This is a genomic window from Roseobacter sp. S87 (genome assembly GCF_055693285.1).
In genome coordinates this window covers 904,419-925,162 of sequence record NZ_JBVFTR010000004.1, presented here as the reverse complement: position 1 = coordinate 925,162, position 20,744 = coordinate 904,419, and the positions used below count along the sequence as shown (strand labels likewise).

Annotated in this window: 21 protein-coding genes; 13 read left to right on the top strand and 8 right to left on the bottom strand. The window is 62.8% G+C overall.

The genetic code is table 11. The features are described 5' to 3' along the window. Positions 1 to 31: 31 nt before the first annotated feature. Entirely contained in the window at positions 32 to 2,191 is a 2,160-nt protein-coding gene (purL, locus tag ACZ1HA_RS05435; RefSeq protein ID WP_472713158.1) for a phosphoribosylformylglycinamidine synthase subunit PurL, read from the top strand. A gap of 37 nt (positions 2,192 to 2,228) precedes the next feature. Here purL and ACZ1HA_RS05430 read toward each other — a convergent pair whose 3' ends face one another. Next, positions 2,229 to 3,497, bottom strand: a complete 1,269-nt coding sequence (locus ACZ1HA_RS05430) for a vWA domain-containing protein (RefSeq protein ID WP_472713157.1) — start codon at positions 3,495 to 3,497, stop codon at positions 2,229 to 2,231. A 111-nt stretch (positions 3,498 to 3,608) separates the two neighbouring features. Beyond that, entirely contained in the window at positions 3,609 to 4,517 is a 909-nt protein-coding gene (locus ACZ1HA_RS05425; RefSeq protein ID WP_472713156.1) for an AAA family ATPase, read from the bottom strand. A gap of 272 nt (positions 4,518 to 4,789) precedes the next feature. Here ACZ1HA_RS05425 and ACZ1HA_RS05420 point away from each other — a divergent pair, with 272 nt between their 5' ends. From ACZ1HA_RS05420 to ACZ1HA_RS05405, 4 genes are all read left to right on the top strand, one after another. Next, positions 4,790 to 5,728 carry a phosphoadenosine phosphosulfate reductase gene (locus ACZ1HA_RS05420; RefSeq protein WP_472713155.1) on the top strand — a complete coding sequence of 313 codons (939 nt, stop codon included), beginning with the start codon at positions 4,790 to 4,792 and terminating at the stop codon, positions 5,726 to 5,728. Positions 5,729 to 5,766: 38 nt separating this feature from the next. Continuing rightward, on the top strand, positions 5,767 to 6,801 hold the full coding sequence (pyrC, locus tag ACZ1HA_RS05415) for a dihydroorotase (RefSeq protein WP_472713154.1): 1,035 nt from the start codon (positions 5,767 to 5,769) through the stop codon (positions 6,799 to 6,801). 67 nt (positions 6,802 to 6,868) lie between these two features. Beyond that, positions 6,869 to 7,549, top strand: coding sequence for an orotate phosphoribosyltransferase (locus ACZ1HA_RS05410; protein WP_436399464.1), 681 nt, complete (start codon positions 6,869 to 6,871; stop codon positions 7,547 to 7,549). Between the two features lie 158 nt (positions 7,550 to 7,707). Beyond that, positions 7,708 to 9,201 (top strand): replicative DNA helicase, encoded by a 1,494-nt coding sequence (locus tag ACZ1HA_RS05405; protein ID WP_436399465.1) that lies wholly within the window; start codon positions 7,708 to 7,710, stop codon positions 9,199 to 9,201. A gap of 16 nt (positions 9,202 to 9,217) precedes the next feature. On the opposite strand, the gene bluB is transcribed toward ACZ1HA_RS05405, so the two are convergent. Then, a complete protein-coding gene (gene bluB / locus ACZ1HA_RS05400; RefSeq protein ID WP_472713153.1) occupies positions 9,218 to 9,841 on the bottom strand; it encodes a 5,6-dimethylbenzimidazole synthase in 624 nt (207 codons plus the stop codon). Positions 9,842 to 9,927: 86 nt separating this feature from the next. Between bluB and ACZ1HA_RS05395 the strand changes: the two genes are divergently transcribed. The 6 genes from ACZ1HA_RS05395 (at position 9,928) to ACZ1HA_RS05370 (ending at position 14,414) form a co-directional block, all read left to right on the top strand. Then, positions 9,928 to 10,326 carry a DUF1194 domain-containing protein gene (locus ACZ1HA_RS05395; protein WP_472713152.1) on the top strand — a complete coding sequence of 133 codons (399 nt, stop codon included), beginning with the start codon at positions 9,928 to 9,930 and terminating at the stop codon, positions 10,324 to 10,326. After that, entirely contained in the window at positions 10,326 to 10,754 is a 429-nt protein-coding gene (locus ACZ1HA_RS05390; protein WP_472713151.1) for a DUF1194 domain-containing protein, read from the top strand. Before ACZ1HA_RS05395 ends, ACZ1HA_RS05390 begins: the two co-directional genes overlap by 1 nt. Before the next feature lie 73 nt (positions 10,755 to 10,827). Next, positions 10,828 to 11,862 (top strand): alanine racemase, encoded by a 1,035-nt coding sequence (gene alr, locus ACZ1HA_RS05385; RefSeq protein WP_472713150.1) that lies wholly within the window; start codon positions 10,828 to 10,830, stop codon positions 11,860 to 11,862. Next, on the top strand, positions 11,859 to 12,632 hold the full coding sequence (locus ACZ1HA_RS05380; RefSeq protein WP_472713149.1) for an MlaE family ABC transporter permease: 774 nt from the start codon (positions 11,859 to 11,861) through the stop codon (positions 12,630 to 12,632). The genes alr and ACZ1HA_RS05380 overlap by 4 nt, the downstream gene beginning before the upstream one ends. A gap of 8 nt (positions 12,633 to 12,640) precedes the next feature. Beyond that, positions 12,641 to 13,387, top strand: coding sequence for an ABC transporter ATP-binding protein (locus tag ACZ1HA_RS05375; protein WP_375230869.1), 747 nt, complete (start codon positions 12,641 to 12,643; stop codon positions 13,385 to 13,387). Between the two features lie 223 nt (positions 13,388 to 13,610). After that, on the top strand, positions 13,611 to 14,414 hold the full coding sequence (locus ACZ1HA_RS05370) for a prephenate dehydrogenase/arogenate dehydrogenase family protein (RefSeq protein ID WP_472713148.1): 804 nt from the start codon (positions 13,611 to 13,613) through the stop codon (positions 14,412 to 14,414). Positions 14,415 to 14,544: 130 nt separating this feature from the next. On the opposite strand, the gene ACZ1HA_RS05365 is transcribed toward ACZ1HA_RS05370, so the two are convergent. Continuing rightward, complete coding sequence (locus ACZ1HA_RS05365) at positions 14,545 to 15,447, bottom strand: LysR family transcriptional regulator (protein ID WP_472713147.1); 903 nt, start codon at positions 15,445 to 15,447, stop codon at positions 14,545 to 14,547. Between the two features lie 98 nt (positions 15,448 to 15,545). On the opposite strand from ACZ1HA_RS05365, the gene ACZ1HA_RS05360 reads away from it, so the two are divergent. Beyond that, positions 15,546 to 16,043, top strand: a complete 498-nt coding sequence (locus ACZ1HA_RS05360) for a lactoylglutathione lyase family protein (protein ID WP_472713146.1) — start codon at positions 15,546 to 15,548, stop codon at positions 16,041 to 16,043. A 301-nt stretch (positions 16,044 to 16,344) separates the two neighbouring features. Here the strand turns inward: ACZ1HA_RS05360 and ACZ1HA_RS05355 are convergent, their stop codons facing one another. The 4 genes from ACZ1HA_RS05355 to ACZ1HA_RS05340 all read right to left on the bottom strand — a co-directional run bounded on the left by ACZ1HA_RS05355 (position 16,345) and on the right by ACZ1HA_RS05340 (position 19,769). Continuing rightward, on the bottom strand, positions 16,345 to 17,715 hold the full coding sequence (locus tag ACZ1HA_RS05355) for a glutamate--cysteine ligase (protein ID WP_472713145.1): 1,371 nt from the start codon (positions 17,713 to 17,715) through the stop codon (positions 16,345 to 16,347). Between the two features lie 64 nt (positions 17,716 to 17,779). Continuing rightward, positions 17,780 to 18,310: a hypothetical protein gene (locus ACZ1HA_RS05350; RefSeq protein ID WP_472713144.1), complete on the bottom strand. Its 531-nt coding sequence runs from the start codon at positions 18,308 to 18,310 to the stop codon at positions 17,780 to 17,782. After that, positions 18,307 to 19,041 carry a hypothetical protein gene (locus ACZ1HA_RS05345; RefSeq protein ID WP_472713143.1) on the bottom strand — a complete coding sequence of 245 codons (735 nt, stop codon included), beginning with the start codon at positions 19,039 to 19,041 and terminating at the stop codon, positions 18,307 to 18,309. The genes ACZ1HA_RS05350 and ACZ1HA_RS05345 overlap by 4 nt, the downstream gene beginning before the upstream one ends. After that, positions 19,038 to 19,769, bottom strand: a complete 732-nt coding sequence (locus ACZ1HA_RS05340; RefSeq protein WP_472713142.1) for a 16S rRNA (uracil(1498)-N(3))-methyltransferase — start codon at positions 19,767 to 19,769, stop codon at positions 19,038 to 19,040. Before ACZ1HA_RS05340 ends, ACZ1HA_RS05345 begins: the two co-directional genes overlap by 4 nt. A gap of 12 nt (positions 19,770 to 19,781) precedes the next feature. On the opposite strand from ACZ1HA_RS05340, the gene ubiA reads away from it, so the two are divergent. Then, positions 19,782 to 20,744, top strand: coding sequence for a 4-hydroxybenzoate octaprenyltransferase (gene ubiA / locus ACZ1HA_RS05335; RefSeq protein ID WP_472713141.1), 963 nt, complete (start codon positions 19,782 to 19,784; stop codon positions 20,742 to 20,744).

Sequence of the window (20,744 nt, the reverse complement as noted above, 5' to 3'; positions counted from 1 at the left end):
CATCATCTGCCAGCCCGGGGGAATTCGGCACATGCAAAAGCCAGCAATCACACCTGACCTGATCGCAAGCCACGGGCTCAGCGAAGAAGAATACAACCGCATTCTCGAAATCGTCGGGCGCGAACCGACGTTCACGGAACTCGGCATCTTTTCGGCCATGTGGAACGAGCACTGCTCGTACAAATCCTCCAAAAAATGGCTGCGCACACTTCCCACCGAAGGCCCGCAGGTGATCTGTGGCCCCGGTGAGAATGCAGGCGTCGTGGACATCGGCGACGGACAGGCCGTTGTCTTCAAGATGGAGAGCCACAACCACCCCAGCTATATCGAACCCTACCAGGGCGCGGCGACGGGCGTAGGCGGCATCCTGCGGGACGTGTTCACCATGGGCGCGCGCCCCATTGCCGCAATGAACTCGCTCAGTTTCGGTGAACCATCGCACCCCAAAACGCGCCAGCTGGTGAATGGCGTGGTCGAGGGCGTCGGCGGATACGGCAACTGCTTTGGCGTGCCGACCGTGGGCGGCGAGGTCCGGTTTGATCCGGCCTACAACGGCAACTGCCTCGTGAACGCTTTTGCCGCAGGTCTCGCCGATGCAGACAGCATCTTTTATTCGGCAGCCTCCGGCGTCGGCATGCCCGTGGTGTATCTCGGTGCAAAAACCGGCCGCGACGGTGTTGGCGGGGCGACAATGGCGTCGGCGGAATTTGACGACACAATCGAAGAAAAACGCCCCACTGTGCAGGTCGGCGACCCCTTCACCGAAAAGCGCCTGATGGAAGCCACGCTGGAGCTGATGAAAACAGGCGCGGTGATCTCGATCCAGGACATGGGGGCTGCTGGCCTGACCTGTTCTGCGGTTGAAATGGGCGACAAAGGCGGCCTTGGTGTGCGGCTGGACCTTGAAAACGTGCCTGTGCGCGAAGACGCCATGACCGCCTACGAGATGATGCTGTCCGAGAGCCAGGAACGTATGCTGATGGTGCTGCGCCCAGAGCTTGAGGCCGAGGCAAAGGCCGTGTTCGACAAATGGGACCTGGATTTTGCCATCGTCGGCGAGACCATCGCCGAAGACCGCTTTCTGATTATGCTCAACGGTGAGGTCAAAGCCGATCTGCCGCTGTCACGGCTGGCGTCCTCCGCACCGGAATACGACCGCCCCTGGCTGGAGCCGTCACCGCCGCTTGATCTCGGCACCGTCGCAGGCATCGATCCGATTGAGGGGTTGCGCAAACTCATTTCCAGCCCGAACTATGGCTCCCGCGCCTGGGTTTACGAGCAGTATGACACCACCGTCATGGCAGATACCGTGCGTGTTCCGGGCCTGGGCGCCGGCATTGTGCGCGTGCACGGGACGGACAAGGCACTGGCCTTCACCTCTGATGTCACGCCCCGCTATGTGCGTGCCAACCCCGTCGAGGGCGGCAAGCAGGCCGTCGCCGAAGCCTACCGGAACCTGTGCGCTGTCGGCGCGAAACCGCTGGCAACAACAGATAACATGAACTTCGGCAACCCCGAAAAGCCTGAAATCATGGGACAGTTTGTGGGCGCCATCAAAGGTATCGGTGAGGCTGTTGCGGCCCTTGATATGCCGATCGTGTCCGGCAACGTGTCGCTCTATAATGAAACGGACGGCAAGGCGATCCTGCCTACACCGACCATCGGCGCGGTTGGCCTGATCACCCACACCGATGACATCATCGGGTTCGACGTGCGCGACGGGTATGTGGCGCTGCTGCTGGGCGAAACTGTCGGGCACATGGGGCAATCGGCCCTGCTGGCCGAAGCCTACGGGCGCAACGACGGTGAAGCACCGCCCGTTGATCTGCAGCAGGAAGCTGCACATGGACAGTTCATCCGCGACAATCATGCGCTGATCAGCGCCTGCACCGACCTTTCAGACGGTGGGCTCGCACTGGCCGCGTTTGAAATGGCAGATACAGCCGGCATCGGTGTGGTGCTGAGTGACGGCGACACGCCGACGCTCTTTGGTGAGGATCAGGCCCGCTATCTGATTGCCTGCACAGCGGAGCAGAGCGCTGCTCTGAGGCAAGCCGCCGAAGCCGCCGGGCTGTCGATCAGCGAGGTCGGTCACTTTGGTGGGGACAGTGTTCAGTTCGGCAATGCTAAAGCGCCGCTGGCCTTCCTGTCGGACATTCACCGCAGCAGTTTTGCGGACGCCGTTGCCTGACACCGGCGGTCGGGCGCACCTGCAGGTGTGCTGATGGTTATGCGTCGGGCGCGCCGATCATCTGCATCAGGCGCGCCTTTTCGCCCACATCATCGGGTTGCGAAATGGCGACGGCCAGCGCCTCAAGCGACGCGATGGAATGGCCCGCGCGGAAACTGTCCACAAAGGGAAGCATTGCCGCGATGCCGCGCGCTTTCGGAGCGAACCCTTCCCAGCGCAGCAGCGGGTTCAGCCAGATAAGACGCCGCGCCGAAAGCTGCAGCCGCTCCATCTGACGGGCCAGGTGATCCGGGTCATCCCGGTCCAGACCGTCAGTAATCACAAGGACCACAGCACCCTGCCCCATGACCCGGCGCGACCAGTCGCGGTTAAAAGCCTCAAGGCAGTCGCCGATGCGCGTCCCGCCCTCCCAGTCCTGCGCCTCGGCCCCCGCTGCCGCCAGGGCCGCATCCACGTCACGCTGGTGCAGATGCCGGGTGATATTGGTCAGCCGCGTGCCGAAGGTGAAGGCATGCACGCGCGCCCAGCCCGCGCCGCGGGCGTTGGACACGGCATGCAGAAAATGCAGAACCACGCGGCTGTACTGACTCATGGAACCGGAAATATCGCACAGCACCACGAGGTTGGGCCACCGGGGTCGCTGGCGGCGCAGCGCAATCTTATGCAGATCGCCCGCCTGCCGCATCGCCTGACGCATGGTACGTGCCGGATCGACCCGGCCCCGCAGGCTGCTCTGCATTCTGCGCGACAGGATCGGCTTTACCGGCAGGGTGAGCCGGGACAGCATGCGTTTGGCCTCGGCCATTTCCGCTGTGCTCATCTGTTCGAAATCCAGGCTTCGCAGCCGCTCCTCGGAAGACATGGTCTGGCTGGCATCCACCTCAATGCGGATTTCATCCTCGGGTGTCTCGGGCTGCTCAGGCAGCTCCGGTGCCTCTGCCCCGTCCAGCAGCGCCTCTGCCGCCCGTTTTTCAGCCGCCTGTGCGCCCCGTTCCTCCTGCACACCGCGCACCGCCGGGATCATGAGGGACATCATATGTTCAAGGTATCGCGGGTCGCGCCAGTAGAGGCGGAAAATCTGCGCAAAGGCGCGGCGATGCTCAGGCCGGCTCACAAAACAGGCGTGCAGCGTCCAGTAGAAGTCCCGTTTGTCAGTGAACCCGGCCGCCTCCACCGCGCGGATCGCATCGATCACCCGCCCGGTTCCGACAGGCAGCCCGGCCCGTCGCAGCGCCCGTGCAAAATGGGTGATATTGCCCGCCAGTTTCGGGTTTTCGGGCAGCTCAAGGGGGATATATTCAGGCATCAGCCGTTGCAGGGGCTCTGCCCCGACCGCCCCTCAGCCTGTCCGTTGGACAGGCTGCCGCCTGCGCGGACCGGGTCGCTCCCCCCGGGATATTTCGGGCCAGAAGAAACCTCACGCGGGCTCCAGAGAGGCGCGCACCTCGTCCAGGATGCGTTTCGCAGCCGACCCCTGAAGTTTCTGGATATCGTCCTGGTATTTCAGGATCGCGCCAAGGGTATCGGCAATAACCTCCGGGCTGAGGTTTATCACATCCAGCGCCAGCAGACATTTCGCCCAGTCGATGGTTTCCGCCACGCCAGGCTTTTTAAACAGATCCTCGGTCCGGAGTGCCTGGACAAAGGCGACCACCTCGCGGCTGAGCGATTCTGCCGCTTCGGGCGCGCGGGCGGTCAGGATGTCCATCTCCCGGTCAAAATCCGGGTAATCGACCCAGTGATAAAGGCAACGCCGCTTGAGCGCATCATGCACCTCGCGCGTCCGGTTGGAGGTGAGAATCACCACGGGCGGCTCGGGCGCGACGATGGTGCCCAGCTCCGGAATTGTGACCTGAAAATCGCTCAGCGCCTCCAGCAGGAACGCTTCAAAGGGTTCATCGGTGCGGTCAAGCTCGTCGATCAGCAATACCGGTGCACCGTTTGCATCCGGCCGCATGGCCTGCAGCAACGGGCGTTCGATCAGATATTCGTCGCTGAATAACTCCGCCTGCAGGCCCGACCGGCTGCTGTCGCCTGCGGCCTCAGCGGTCCGGATCGCCACCATCTGTGCAGGGAAGTTCCACTCGTAAACCGCACTCGACGCATCAAGGCCCTCATAGCACTGCAGACGGATCAGGCGCCTGCCCATGGATGCCGCAAGTGCCCGCGCGATCTCGGTTTTCCCGACGCCGGCCTCGCCCTCGAGAAAGAGCGGACGCCCCAGCTTCAGCGAGAGAAACACCACGGTGCCGAGCGCCCGGTCACAGACATAGCCTTCAGTCGCGAGCATCGCCTGCACCGCGTCAATTGTATCCGGCTGACCCATACTGCCTCCCCTGCCTTCACCGCTAAGGTGCACTGTGAACCCGGCGCGTCAAGCGTGCATCTGCCCCGGCACCGCAACCGGCACGGCGCTTTGTGTCGCTTTTGCTGGGCAAGCCTGCCCCGGCACTGTATGTTTCGCACGGCTTTTCGCCGCTGTTCGTCGACGCCCGGGCAACAATACCTCATTTTGTGGGATATTGTTTCCAAAGGGCCGGACAGCAGGGGACAGCCCGCCTTGCAAGGCGCGTCGCAGGCCATCAGGACGTCAGGGGGATGTCAGACATGCCGGACACGGCGATAGAATTCGGGCCGTCCCTGCAGGGGCTGAGCAGGTCAGACTGGATCACCGAGGTTGCGGGCCTTGTGGAGCCCTATGGCTATCTGGCGCGTCTCGGAAAACGCCATCTTGCGACCTTTGTTGAAGACAGCACCACACTGCTGGTCACCTTCGAGACGCTGCAGGGCATTGCGGCACTCTCGGAGCATGCCCGGCCGCTGGGCTGGAAAATGGTGCGCGAGCACCGCTGGTCCCATATGGCGCTGATCAGTGACAGCGACACGTGGTTCCGCGATCCGGCGGTCTACGCATGGTTCGACCGGCTCGTGGACGAAGGCTTTTTTGACGAATTTGACCGGGTGCTGTTTTACGGCGCAGGCCCCTGTGGCTATGCTGCCGCAGCCTTCTCGGTCAGCACACCGGGCGCGCGCGTGCTTGCCATCCAGCCGCAGGCGACCCTCGATCCGGACATCGCAGGATGGGACACGCGCTTTGCCCATATGCGCCGGACCGATTTCCGCCAGCGCTATGGTTATGCCCCGGATATGCTGGAAGCCGCCGGCGAGGCCTTTGTGCTCTGTGACCCCGGGGTAACAGAGGACGCCATGCATGCCGCCCTCTTCCGAAGCCCCAATGTGACGCATCTGCGGCTGCCCAATATGGGCGCAAGCCTGCAGACCGACCTGCTGCAGATGCACGTGCTCCCGGACCTCATCGAGGCTGCGGGCAAGGGCCTGCTGACACCGGCCCTGTTTGCACGGCTGATGCGCGCGCGGCGCGAACACATCCCCTATCTGCGCCGCCTGCTCGCGCGGCTCGACCGCGACGACCGCACCGGGCTCGCGAAAACGCTGTGCGAAACCGTCAGCGCACGCATGAATGCCCCCCGTTTTGCCGCCCGTCTCCAGCAGCTCAGAGCAGCCGACGCCGACTGATACTGGCGCTGCCGCCGCACCTGTGCTAGCGCAGCCTTATGACCACAACGCTCACCATCCGCCGCCCCGACGACTGGCACCTGCACCTGCGCGACGGCGCAATGCTGCAGGCCGTTCTGCCCGAAACTGCCCGCCATTTCGGACGCGCCATCATCATGCCGAACCTCGTGCCACCGGTGGTCACCTCGGCTCAGGCCGCGGCCTACCGTGACCGTATTCTGGCAGCCCTTCCCGAAGGTGCCGCATTCACCCCGCTGATGACGCTGTACCTGACCGAAGACACCGACCCGGCCGATGTCGCTGCCGCCCACGCCTCCGGCCTCGTCAAAGCCGTCAAACTCTATCCCGCAGGGGCGACAACAAACTCGGCAAGCGGTGTCGCTGATTTCAATAACGTACGGGCAACGCTGGAGAAAATGGCGGATATCGGTCTGCCGCTCTGCGTACACGGCGAAGTCACCGACAGCGACGTGGATATCTTTGACCGCGAGGCTGTTTTTATCGACCGGGTGCTGGATCCGATCCGCCGCGCGACGCCGGAGCTGCGCGTGGTGATGGAGCACATCACAACCGCGGATGCGGTCGGCTACGCCCGCTCACAGGGCGACACTCTGGGGGCTACGATCACGACGCACCACCTGGTGATCAACCGCAACCACATCCTCGCCGGTGGGATCAAACCGCACTACTACTGCCTGCCCGTGGCCAAACGCGAACAGCACCGCCTGGCCCTGCGCGACGCGGCAACTTCCGGCGAAACACGGTTCTTCTTGGGCACCGATTCCGCGCCGCACACGGACGCCAACAAACTGCTGCCCTGCGGCTGCGCGGGCTGCTTCACAGCCACCAATACCATGTCCATCCTGGCGCAGGTGTTCGAGGAAGACGGCGCACTGGACAGGCTCGAAGGCTTCACCTCGCTGAACGGCCCGGCCTTCTACGGGCTGCCGGTCAACGACGGCCACATCACGCTCGAAAAGTCGGCCCCCGAATATCCCGCTCAGATCGATACCGGCGACGGCCCTGTCACGGTCTTCGATCCGGGCTTCCCGCTGACCTGGCGCGTCGCCTGATTTCTTCTGGCCCTAAATATCCCCGCCGGAGGCATCCGACCTCCGCCAACCTGCAAGGACCCCGCCGATGATCCCCACCAGCTACCCGGACGCCTCCGAGATTGCCCGCCTGACCGCGCGGATGCTGCTGGAAATCCGCGCCGTGCACTTCAACACGGACGAGCCCTTCACCCTCGCCTCCGGATTGCCCAGCCCCACCTATATCGACTGCCGCAAACTCATCAGCCATCCCCGCATCCGCAGCACGCTGATGGACTTTCTGACCGTCACAGTCATGCGCAACGCAGGGTTCGAGGCTTTTGACAACATTGCCGGCGGGGAGACCGCTGGCATCCCCTTTGCAGCCCTGGTCGCTGAACGGATGGCGCTGCCGATGACCTATGTGCGCAAAAAGCCCAAAGGCTACGGGCGCAACGCGCGGATCGAAGGCGATATGACCGAAGGCCAGCGCGTGCTGCTGGTCGAAGACCTGACCACCGACGGCGGCTCAAAACTGTCTTTTGTGGATGCGATTCGGGAAACCGGCGCCACCTGCGGCCACACAGCGGTGATTTTCTACTACGACATCTTCCCCGAAACCGAAAAGACCCTTGGGGATCACGGGGTTGAGCTGCACAGCCTGTGCACATGGTGGGATGTTCTGGCCGAAGCGCGCACCCAGAAGGCTTTTTCAGAGGCCACGCTGACAGAAGTCGAAGCCTTCCTGAACGCCCCCCGTGCCTGGCAGGACGCCAGAAAAAACTCCTGAGCTGCACCCACGATCTGGAGTGCTGCGTGCAATCTGCCACAATATGATGTATGCTGTGGACTACGACGGCTTTTCCACAGGTTATACATTCTTATCCCGATTGCACTGGCGCGCGCGGGTCGGATAGAACCTGAGGCCTGGGACAGGGTGAGGCACAGATGAACGAAGTTTCGGCAATCAATCCGACAGGTGTGGACGTACAGTCCCCCGAAACAATGCCGCATTCGATCGAGGCCGAACAGCAGCTGCTGGGCGCGATCCTGACCAACAACGACATCTACGACCGTGTGGCCTCGGTGATCGGGGCCAAACACTTCTACGATCCCGTACACGCGCGCATTTTCGACATCGCCGCCGCCCGGATCGCCAAAAACAACCTCGCCTCGCCGGTGACCCTAAAGGCCTTCATGGAAGACGACGAGGGCCTGAAAGAGCTGGGCGGTCCGGCCTATCTGGCGCGTCTGGCCGGTGCAGCAGTCTCCGCCTTTGCCGTGCGGGATTATGCCCAGATGATCTATGATCTGGCAGTGCGCCGTGATCTGATCGGTCTGGGGCGCGAAATCTCCGAAAAGGCCGCGCGTATCGACGTCGCCTCCGAGCCGCGTGAACAGATCGTGGCGGCCGAACAGGCGCTCTATTCGCTGGCCGAACAGGGCCAGGTTGAAAGCGGATTTCAGAGCTTTCTCAGCGCGGTAACAGACGCTGTTAATGTGGCAAACGCCGCCTACCAGCGCGAAGGCGGCCTTGCCGGTGTCTCCACCGGACTGATCGACATGGACAAAAAGCTGGGCGGTCTGCACCGCTCGGACCTGCTGATCCTGGCCGGTCGTCCGTCGATGGGCAAAACCTCACTGGCCACCAATATCGCGTTCAACGTTGCCAAAGCCTACCGCAAAGGCGTGGGCCCGGATGGCGTAGAGGGCGCCGTCGAAGGCGGCGTTGTAGGCTTTTATTCTCTTGAGATGAGCGCCGAGCAGCTCGCCGCGCGGATTCTGTCAGAAGCATCAGAAGTGCCATCCGAACAGATCCGTCGCGGCGATATGACCGAAGAGGAATTCCGCCGGTTCGTCGAAGCCGCCAAAGCGCTGGAGGCCTGCCCGCTCTTTATAGACGACACGCCCGCCCTGCCCATCTCGCAGCTCGCGGCCCGGGCGCGGCGCCTGAAACGGACCCACGGGCTTGATGTGCTGATCGTGGACTATCTGCAGCTGGTCCGCGGCACCGGGCGCTCGGAGAACCGCGTGAACGAGATCTCCGAGATCACGATGGGGCTCAAGGCCATCGCCAAAGAGCTCGACATTCCGGTCATCGCCCTGTCTCAGCTGTCCCGTCAGGTGGAAAATCGCGAAGACAAACGGCCTCAGCTGAGCGATCTGCGCGAATCCGGCTCCATTGAGCAGGACGCCGACGTCGTGATGTTCGTGTTCCGCGAGGAATACTATGTGGAGCGCGAAAAACCCTCCGATGACAATCTGGAGGAAATGGCCAAGTGGCAGGAGCGCATGGAGCGCCTGCATGGCCGCGCCGAGGTGGTGATCGGCAAGCAGCGTCACGGTCCCATCGGCACGGTTGATCTGAGCTTTGAAGGCCGGTTCACACGCTTCGGCAATCTCATTCAGCCCTGGCAGCAGGGTGGCGATCAGGAATTCTGATCGCCCGGCGTGCCTGTCAGACCACCCGCCAGCGCGTCGCTGTATTGGCCTGCCAGCCCGCCTCGTGCAGCAGCGGTGTATCGCTCGGGCGCTGCGGATAGCCCAGACACAGATAGCCGGTCAGCGACCAGGTGCCCGGCACCTCCAGAATATCAGCGACCGTTCCCGGATCGAGGATCGACACCCAGCCCACGCCAATGTTTTCGGCCCGCGCAGCCGGCCACAGGGTGTGGATGGCCATGACGGTCGAATATGACAGCGTCTCTGGCATCGTCTGCCGCCCCAGCCCGCGTCCCTCGGACACTGTGGTATCCGTGAACACCGCCAGATGCACCGGCGCCTCCCGCAATCCGGCAAGTTTCAGCGCCAGATAATCCGCACGCGCCTGCCCGCCATAGTTCTCCGCGGCCTCTGCATTGCAGGCCTCAAAGCTTTCAATCACCGATGCGCGTATTGCGGGGCTGTCCACCTGCAGCACCCGCCAGGGGCGCGCATTACCGACCGAGGGCGCACAGTCCATACGCTGCCGCAGCCGTGCCAGCACGTCCGGGTCAAGCGGGTCACGCCGGAAATGACGCACATCGCGGCGCCATTTCAGCACCTCGTCCAGTATGTCCCTGTGATCCTGCGTCAGCTCCATAGCTTCCTTTTACACGTCTGCGCGGCGGCGAACAGACCCGCGATGCACAGCACCATACCGCTGCTGATACGCGGATGTGACTGGACATGAGCAGTGGATTACGGCGCAATGGCCTCATGCGCCGGATGATGTTTCTGTTGGTTCTGTTCGTGTTCTCTGCGCCGTCTGTGCGGGCAGCGGATGTGGAGGTGGACCTCGAACTGGTGCTTGCCGTGGATGTGTCCCGCTCAATGTCCATCGAGGAACTGGCGATCCAGCGCCGCGGTTATGCCGAAGCGCTGACCAGCCCCCAGGTCGTGGCCGCAATCACCGGCGGCATGCTGGGCCGCGTCGCGGTGACCTATGTGGAATGGGCGGGCGAATACAGCCAGCAGGTACTGGTGCCCTGGCGGCTGCTGTCCGATGAGGCCGACGCCGCTGCGATGGCCGACGAAATCCGCTCGGCCACCACCCTGGCCTGCGGCGCACCTCGATCTCCGGTCTGATGCTCTTTGCGGCTGACATCTTTGAAGATAACGGCTTTAACGGGCTGCGCCGGGTGATCGACATCTCAGGCGACGGCCCCAACAACCAGGGGCGACCGGTCCTGCGGGCGCGCGACGCGGTCCTGGCGCGCGGCATTACGATCAACGGCCTGCCCCTGATGACCTCCGATGCGCTGAGTTCGCTCTGGGGACTGCCGGACCTTGATCTGTACTACACCGACTGCGTCATCGGCGGGCCCGGGGCTTTTGTGATCCCCGTGCACGGCTGGTCACAGTTTGCCGATGCAGTACGGCGCAAGATGGTGCTGGAGATTGCCGCCGGGCCGGTGGCGCTGCAGCCCCTGCCGGTTTCCGGACGTCCGGCCTATGATTGTCTGATCGGCGAAAAAATGTGGGAAGAAAACCGCCCCTTCCTGATCATTCCCTGAAAACGCGGGCCACTTTTGGCAGGCCGCGCGTCCCGGGACTTGACCTCGCCGGTCATCCTGTCATGAACGCCTCATGAGCACGGCAACACTCTCCATTGACCTTGGCGCCCTGACCGGCAACTGGCGCGATCTGGATGCCCGCACGGACTGCGAAACCGCAGCCGTGGTCAAAGCTGACGGCTATGGTCTGGACGCCGGCCGCGTGGCAACTGCGCTGGCCGGTGCGGGCGCGCGCCGCTTCTTTGTGGCCGTGGCGGAGGAAGGTGCAGCCCTGCGCGCAACCTTAGGCGAAGGCCCCTCGATCAGCGTCTTTTCCGGCCATATGGCGGGCGACACGGACCTGATTGCAGGCGCGCAGCTCACACCGATGCTGAACTCCGTCGATCAGATGCTGCGCCATGTGGAAAGCCTGCCAGGCCATCCGTTCGGGCTGCAGCTCGACACCGGCATGAACCGTCTGGGCATGGAGGCCACTGAGTGGGACGCAGTGCGTGACATCGCGCTCGGCCAGAACCCCACCCTGATCATGTCGCATCTCGCCTGCGCGGATGAACCGGACCACGACATGAACGCGCGTCAGCTCCAGCGCTTCCGCGACATGACCGACGGTCTGGACGTGCCCCGCTCGCTGGCAGCAACCGGCGGCATTCTGCTGGGGCCGGAGTATCATTTCGACCTGACCCGCCCCGGCGTGGGTCTTTATGGCGGTCTGCCCTTTGTCGATGCGCGCCCGGTGGTGACGCTGGACGTGCCTGTTATTCAGGTGCGCGATGTCTCGCCCGGTGAGACCGTGGGCTACGGCAATGCCTGGATGGCCGGCCAGCCCTCGCGGATTGCCACCATCTCGGCAGGCTACGCCGATGGCCTTATCCGCGCGATGGGTCCCAAAGCGCGCCTGCATGCGGGCGAAACGGCCGTCCCTGTCGCGGGGCGTGTGTCCATGGATCTGATCTGCGTGGACGTCACCGGCCTGCCGGAAGATCCCGAAACGCTGCAGCTGATCGGCCCGCATCAGTCGGTCGACACCGTCGCCGGCTTTGCCGACACCATTGGCTACGAAATACTGACATCACTGGGCGCGCGCTACAGCCGCGTGTACCACCCATGAAGCCCCTCGCCCTCCTCGGCCTTACCGTCCTCGGGATGCTGGCTGCGATCGGACGCATTGCGCTCTTTGCCGGCCGTTCGGTGAGCCACCTTGTCCGCCCGCCCTTTTATGGCCGGGAATTCATGGCTGCCCTGCTCAACATTGGCTGGCTGTCGCTGCCGGTTGTGGGCCTGACGGCTGTGTTCACAGGCGGCGCGCTGGCACTGCAGATCTACGCGGGCGGCTCACGGTTCAATGCCGAAGCCGTTGTGCCCCAGATCGTGGCGGTCGGCATGGTGCGCGAACTGGGCCCGGTGCTTGTGGGCCTGATGATCGCCGCACGCGTGACCTCCTCTATCGCGGCCGAGATCGCCACGATGAAGGTGACCGAACAGATCGACGCGCTGGTCACACTGTCCACCCATCCGATGAAATACCTGACCGTGCCCCGCGTGCTGGCCGCCACCCTCGTGGTGCCGCTGCTGGTGGGCGTAGGTGATATCATCGGCATTTTCGGCGGATATGCTGTCGCCACAGGTACGCTGGGCTTTAACCCCGCCGCCTATATCCGCAACACCGTCAACTTCCTCGAACCGCTGGATGTGATCTCGTCCCTGACCAAAGGGGCGGTCTTCGGGTTCGCCGCCGCCACCATGGGCTGTTTCCACGGTATGAACTCGGGCCGCGGTGCCATGGGTGTGGGCCGGGCCACGAAATCCGCCGTTGAAGGCGCCGCCGTGCTCATTCTGGCCGCTAACTTCGTGCTGACGGGGGTCTTCTTCACGCTATGACCGACAGCATGATCAGAATGGAGAATATCCACAAATCTTTTGGCAGCAACCATGTGCTGCGCGGGCTGAACCTTGATATCGCCAAGGGGTCTTCGATGGTGATTATCGGTGGCTCCGGCACCGGCAAATCCATCGCGCTCAAATGCGTGCTGGGCCTGGTCCAGCAGGACAGCGGCACCATCACCGTGGACGGGCGCGACGCCTCCAGCGGGGATCGCGACGCCTTTCTGGCACGCTTCGGCATGCTGTTTCAGGGGGCCGCCCTCTTTGACAGCCTGCCGGTCTGGCAGAACGTCGCCTTCCGCCTGCTGCGCGGGTCCCTCAAACGCCCCAAAGAAGAAGCCCGCCAGATCGCCATCGACAAACTACGCCGCGTGGGCCTCAAGGCGGATGTCGCCGACCGGTTCCCCGCCGAACTTTCCGGCGGCATGCAGAAACGCGTAGGCCTGGCGCGCGCCATCGCCGCCGAGCCTGAGATCATCTTCTTTGATGAACCCACCACCGGCCTCGACCCGATCATGTCCGGTGTGATCAACGATCTCATCCGCGAGATCGTGGTCGAAATGGGTGCCACAGCAATGACGATCACACACGACATGACCTCTGTGCGCGCCATTGCAGATAATATCGCCATGCTGCACGACGGCGTCATCCAGTGGACCGGCCCGGTGGCCGACATGGACCAGTCCGGCAACGCCTATCTGGACCAGTTCATCCAGGGCCGCGCCGAAGGCCCCATCGAGGCCGTGCGCTGACAGCCCCCACCGGACCGGAAAGACCGTCGCGCAGCAATATCGTTGACTTTCGCCCCGTGACTGCCTTATCGCTGACGCCATGATGACCCCGTGTTTCGCATCGCAGAGCTATTATCCGCAGCTTCCATAGCTGCGGGGTTGTCATCAATTGTGTTCCGCTGCCCCTGACAGCGGTCTCAATGCAATCGACCTTGTGCCGGGTGGCAAATCTGAAGGTCGAAAAATGAACAACAACCGCAGAAATCAAACCATGTCGCTCGGCATCGTCGGGTTCGGGGCATTCGGGCAACTTGCCGCCCGCCATCTGCACCCGCACTTTGAGATCACAGCCTGTGATCCGTCCCCGGACGCGGCGGCGGAGGCGCAAAAACTCGGGGTGCGCCTGTCGTCACTGGATGCCGTATCGCAATCGGATGTGGTCCTCATTGCATCGCCGGTGTCCACATTTGAGCAGATTGTGAGCGGGATCGCAGCCTCCTGCAGACCCGGCGCGCTGATTGTCGACGTGGGCTCGGTAAAGGTCGTTCCCGCAGACATCATGCGGCGGCGGCTCCCCGATGATGTGGACATCGTCGCAACGCACCCCCTCTTCGGCCCCCAGAGTGCGGCGTCAGGGATCGGGGGGCTGAAAATTGCGGTCTGCCCCATTCGCGGGAAACGCCACGCGCGGTTGGCTGCGTTTTTACGCAAAGCCCTCGGGCTGACAGTCATCATGACGACGCCCGAGGACCACGACCGCGAGGCGGCGGTTGTCCAGGGGCTCACGCACCTGATTGCCAGAGTGCTCCTGGGCATGGGCCCGCTGCCGACGCGGATGACAACGAAAAGCTTTGATCTGCTGGCTGAGGCGATTTCCATGGTGCAGCACGATGCGCCGGAAGTTTTTGACGCAATTGAGAACACCAATCCCTACGCCAGGACCGTGCGGCGACAGTTTTTTGACCTGGCTGCAGATCTGAGCATCGAACTGGATAAACGTCCCGGGCGCCCTGAAACAGCCGGACAGATCCGCGACGGTGCCGCATGAAAGGCTCGTCGGACCCGCCCAACAGCCCCGCGGCGATGCCAGCCGTACGGCCCGGTGGCAATGTCCGCTTCGAGCCCAACCTGACCGATGCTACGGCATGAACAGACGGCGGCCTGGCGCACCTCGCAGACTATTCGGGCATCTGGTGCAATGCGGATACTTCCTTTTCAATCAGAGAAATCATTGAGGCGATGCGGGCAAATTTGCTTCTGCCACGCCGGAAGGTCAGCCAAAGATCATGATGATGTTTGATGGGTAAATTCAGTATGGAGACCTCACCGCGCCTTGCAAATGCATCGACCCCCGATCTGGGCAGTATTGCATACCCTATGCCTTCCGCGACCGGAGTGAGGATCTGCCCTATCTGGTTGACGGACGTTCGCGTTCTCAGGTGTTCCGAGCCCTGATATTCCTTTGCGAAATTCCTCCCGAGAAGCTCATCTGCATATTCATATCCGTCCGGATGGGCGACAAATCCCAGTTTGTTCAGATCGGCCAGCTCAACTGGCCGGGGTGTCATGGACTTCGGAACCACCAGGCAGAGCTCCTCGCGCATGATCATCCTGGCCTCAAGTTTCGGCTGTTGGGGCCGGGTCGCCAGGATACCCAGGTCCAACTCTCCGTGAACCAGACCACGTGTCACATCGCCCTGCGGGGCGGCCTTCAGGTGAAGCGCAAGATCAGGGGCCGTTCGCAAACGCTCCAGAAGATGTGGATAGAGCCACATCGCAAAACTGCCCGAGCAGCCGATCCTGACCTCCCCCACACCCGGGTCATCCCGCTGCATCAGTTCCCTGAGTTCACGTTCCTGCCGGCGACGCGCCAGCCCCACTTTGAAAAGAGCTTCTCCGGCAGGGGTTGGCGTGAATGATTTTCCGTCCTGCACGATCAGGGGCTTGCCGACTTGCGCCTCCAGCTTTCGCAGATGCTGCGAAACACCGGGTTGGGTCATCCCCAGCACGTCAGCCGACCTTGTGAAATGGCCAGTCTCACAGAGCGTCGTGAAAGTGTTCAGCCAGGTTGCGTTCAGCACGATGATAATAATCCATAATCAAAAACATATATAATGATAATTTCAAAAGATGTCACCGCTGATCTATCTTTCGGACAACGCAAACGAAAGGAAAAGCAATGACGCCGACACCACGCACTTTCTCTCACATTGGCCTCTCTGTACCGGATCTGGACAAGGCCGTTGCATTCTATCGGGACGTTCTGGGTTTCTACGTGATCATGGAACCGACGGAAATCACTGAAGACAACAGCGACATTGGCCGGATGTGCAGTGATGTCTTTGGTGAAGGCTGGGGTAAAATCCGCATCGCGCATCTCGCGACGGCTGACCGCATCGGGTTTGAACTGTTCGAGTTTGACGGCCATCACGCACCGGAAAACAACCTGGATTTCCGGCAGCATGGAACATTCCATTTCGCCATTCAGGATCCAAACCTCGAAGATCTTTTGGCCAGGATCGTTGCTGCGGGCGGCAAACAGCGCATGCCCGTCAGAGAATATTTTCCCGACGAGAAACCTTACCGCATGGTCTATGTCGAGGACCCGTTCGGGATCGTTTTTGAGCTGTACAGCCACAGCTATGAGCTGACCTATTCGGGAGGCGCCTACACCTAGGCCAGCCCACCCGAACCTGCAAACCGGACCTTCAACACAGAGACTGAAAGGTTCGGTTTGCCCCGCAAACCCACCTTTAACCGCCTCTCAACCTTTCGACAGCGCACGCTCTGTTACTGCACCAGAAGCCGCGCAACACCGCCGTACGCACCGACGTTTTACCGACGCAACACCGACGTTTTACCGACATCGAATTTGCCCTGTTTTGCTGGCAAAAGGGCCAAAGTCTCTACCCGGGGCCCCGGGACCGTCCGCACCGTTGCGCGGGCGGTGGGTTAACATTCCGGACATGCGCGCAGGGTCAGTAGGAGAACTCCGCATAGATACGGCTCAGATCGCCCTGCCAGTCGCCATGGTACTGGTCCAGCAACTCATCCGCGGGCACCTTGCCGCTCTCGATGCTCTCGTGCAGCGCATTCAGGAAGTGGGTCTCATCCGGCACCATGCCACCGGCGCCGGGGCGCGCCCGTGCGGCGAGGCCCGCCTGGCTGATCGCCACCGCTTCGCGCGCGATATCGTGCAGCCGGATGCCGTGTACTTCGGCCTGCAGACCATCCACAGATGCCGCCACCCGCATCAGGTCGCGCGTGCCCATATCCCAGTCTTTGACCAGGTCCCAGGCTGCGTCCAGCGCCGTCTGGTCATAGGTCAGCCCGACCCAGAACGCCGGCAGCGCACAGAGCCGCCGCCAGGGGCCGCCATCCGCGCCGCGCATCTCAATAAATTTCTTCATCCGCGCTTCGGGAAAGGCTGTGGTCAGATGATCTGCCCAGTCTGACAGGGTCGGGATTTCCCCCGGCAATGCGGGCAGTTTTCCGTCCAGGAAATCGCGGAAAGACATGCCGAGCGCATCGACATATTTGCCGTCGCGATAGACAAAATACATAGGCACATCAAGGGCGTAGTCCACCCAACGCTCAAAGCCGAACCCGTCCTCAAAAACAAAGGGCAGCATGCCGGTGCGGGAGGCATCAAGGTTGCGCCAGGCCACGCTGCGCCAGGATTTGTGGCCGTTCGGTTTGCCCTCAAAGAATGGCGAGTTGGCAAAGAGCGCTGTGGCCACCGGCTGCAGCGCCAGGGCCACGCGCATCTTTCTGACCATATCCGCCTCGGAGCCAAAATCGAGGTTAACCTGAACCGTGCAGGTCCGGCGCATCATGACCCGCCCCATGGTGCCGACGCGGGTCATATAATCATTCATCAGTTTGTAGCGCCCCTTGGGCATCAGATCCATGTCCTCATGGGTCCAGTGGGGTGCAGCCCCGAGCCCAATAAAGCCAGCGCCGATCCGGTCGGCCACATCCTGCACTTCGCGCAGGTGGGTGTTCACCTCGTCACAGGTCTCATGGATGGTTTCCAGCGGCGCCCCGCTCAGTTCCAGCTGCCCGCCAGGCTCCAGGCTGATGTTGGCGCCGTCCTTTTCCAGCCCGATCAGGTGCCCGCCCTCACTGACCGGCGACCAGCCGTGGCTGTCGCGCAGCCCTTCCAGCATCACACGGATGGAGCGCTCACCGTCATAGGGGAGCGGCTTCAGCGTGTCGCGGCAATACCCGAATTTCTCGTGCTCGGTCCCGATGCGCCAGTCTTCGCGTGGCTTGCAGCCATCTTCGAGATACTGCGCCAGCTGATCAAAAGAGGTGATGGGGCCACCGCCGGACTGGGGAATTGACATGAGGGAGTTTCCGTTTTGCTGAGCAGTTCTGGTCCGGAATGGATGGTCCCATTTCAGCAGGGTGTCAATGCACCGGGCCCTGTGCGGAAATCGCGACATCGCGCTGCCAGATCACGATCTGTTCATCGGTGGGGTTCTCCAGCGCGCGCAGCATGACCGCCGTGCGCAGGCCTGGCAGCGTGGCAAAAGCGTCAAAAAGGGTATCGGCCCCTTCGGCATTCACCGGGATCATCAGAGCGGGCTGGCCAGGTTGATCCAGCCGCCAGTGGGCCGGGTAAACTGTCCCGTCCAGCGTCAGCCGCCGCATTTCCCGCAGTGCGATTGTGCCGCCGGTCAGCGGCCCGAAGTAGGTCACCTGACCCTCGTCCACATCGACCGAACCGACCCCGGCGCCGGCGGTGCGGAACCGGGCGCGCTGGATCCCGATCCAGATCAGTGCTGCGCCTGCAATCACAAGCGCCACAGCCGGCAGCACCAGCAGACGGCCAGGACCGGCCAGCCACCACAGCCCCAGCAGGGCGGCGCCCGCCCCCACCAGTACTTCGCGCCAGCGCCACAATGCGTCGCGCGCTTCGGGGCGGAAAAATCCGGTCATAACCGATCCTCACTGAGCGGATGCCAGGATGCATCATTGTCGCGCCAGTCGTAGGGCGCACGTACCGGCTCAAACGTCATATCGCCGAAATCGCGGATCAGCACCAGATCCCCGTCCTGCCGGCGGAACAGCGCGCTGCCCTGTGTTTCGTATTGCTCACCGGCATCGCTTTGCGGAGCGGGCATGCGGTCATGGATGTCCTTCAGGCCTTCGGGTGCGGGGTCCGCCAGAATGCGCCGTGTTGCGGCCCGGTCCAGCGGAGCCCGCGCGCCGCTCATCAGCCGGATGCCGGAGCTGCACCCTTTTTCCGGCGCACCGGGACGGACGCGCGAAAGCCCCTCATCCCGCCCAATGATATCCGCACCACCCGTCGCAAAATAATGCCGGTTATCGAGGAAAAAGCCGCCGCCGCCCCATGTATCTCCACAGGGAAACAGCGACAGGGCCGTCCAGTAGGGCGGTTGTGACAGCGCCGAATACGCGCCTTCTGCAGGGCCTTTCCAGTGACCGTCCAACGCAAAATAGATAAAATTCGCCCCATCCGGCGACAGTGCGCAGCGACCCGGCCAGACTTTCTGTTTCAGCCACTGACCGTCCTCAAACCGGTCGGTGTCCCGGTGCCACAGGATCATGCGCCACTGCTTTGACGGCCCCTGCCGCAGGATCACAGCACGTTCGTTTTCGGTGGCGAAAAACAAGTGCAGCCGCACAACCGGTGCCGGCCCGCTCACGTCCAGTCCCCCAGCGCCGTCTGCCACAGCGTCAGCGCCGCCACCGCCGCCGTATCCGCCCGCAGGATGCGCGGGCCCAGCGACACGGCATGGGTTGCCTCTGACCGGTGCAGACGGTCACGCTCCCCCGTTGAAAACCCGCCCTCGGGCCCGATCAGCACGGCCCAGGGACCCTCCAGCCCCGGCAAACTGTGCCCGGCCCCGGCAGCTGTCTCGTCACAGAACATGATCCGCCGCGTTTTCTCCCAGTGGTCCAGCACCCTGCCCAGCTTCTGCATCTCATCCACCGGCGGCACAAAGGTGGCACCGCATTGCTCTGCCGCTTCAACCGCATGGGCCTGCAGGCGGTCCCGCTGGATCCTTCCTGAATTGGTGAACTCAGTCTGCACCGGTAACAGACGCGACACGCCCAGTTCGACGGCCTTTTCCACGATGAAATCCGTGCGCGCCTTTTTGACCGGGGCAAAGAGCAGCCACAGATCAGGCGGCATCTGCTGTGGTCTCAGCTGCTCCAGCATGTGCAGCGCACCGCCGCGTTTTCCGGCCTCCGTGACCTCCGCCAGCCACTCGCCATGTGCTCCGTCGAATACCAGCACATGCGCGCCCACGCCCAGCCGCATCACGCCAAAGAGGTAATGCGCCTGCTCCCGCGACAAAGGAAGCGTTTGCGCAGGCCCCAAAGGGTGCTCTACATAAAGCCGGATTTTTGCTGATACATCACGTTCCATGAAAGGGACCATATGCAAGAGCGCACGCCCACACCAGATGGCGCCGTCGCCGACGCGGTGAAAGATAACTGGGTGGACACCTGGGCACCTGCCGCCACCCGGCCCTGGCTGCGGCTGAGCCGTGCGGACCGGCCCATCGGCACCTGGCTGCTGCTGCTGCCCTGCTGGTGGGGCCTGACGCTGTCCATGCTGCACAACGGGCAGGCCTCTCTTTCTGATCTGTGGATCGCCGTCGGATGTGGCCTCGGGGCCTGGCTGATGCGCGGCGCGGGCTGTACCTGGAATGACATTACTGACCGCGATTTTGACGGCGCAGTGGAACGCACCCGCTCACGCCCGATCCCCGCCGGTCAGGTCACGGTGCGTGGTGCTGTGATCTGGATGTGCGCGCAGTCGCTGGCGGCCTTCGGCATCCTGCTGACGTTCAACGCGGCGGCCATTGCGCTCGGCATCCTCGCCCTGCTGCCGGTCGCGGTCTATCCCTTCGCCAAACGTTTTACCTGGTGGCCACAGGTCTTTCTGGGCCTCGCGTTCAACTGGGGCGCGCTGCTGGCCTGGACCGCTCACAGCGGCCAGCTTCAGGCCCCCGCCGTGGTGCTTTATCTGGCAGGTATCGCCTGGACGCTGTTCTACGACACGATCTATGCCCACCAGGACACAGAGGACGACGCACTCATCGGCATCAAATCCACCGCGCGGCTCTTTGGAGACCACAGCGCGACCTGGCTGCGTCGGTTTCTGATGGCAACCGTTGGTCTGATGGGGCTGGCGGTGATTTTCGCGGTTCAGCCGGCCGGAAACGTGCTTGCCCTTGTGATCGCACTGGCCGGCCCCTGGGCGATGGGCTGGCACATGACATGGCAGCTGCGTGGCTTTGATGCAGAGGATAACGCGAAGCTGCTCCGGCTTTTTCGCGTGAACCGGGATACCGGCATGATCCCGCTGGTCTTTTTTGTGGCAGCCCTGCTGGTATGA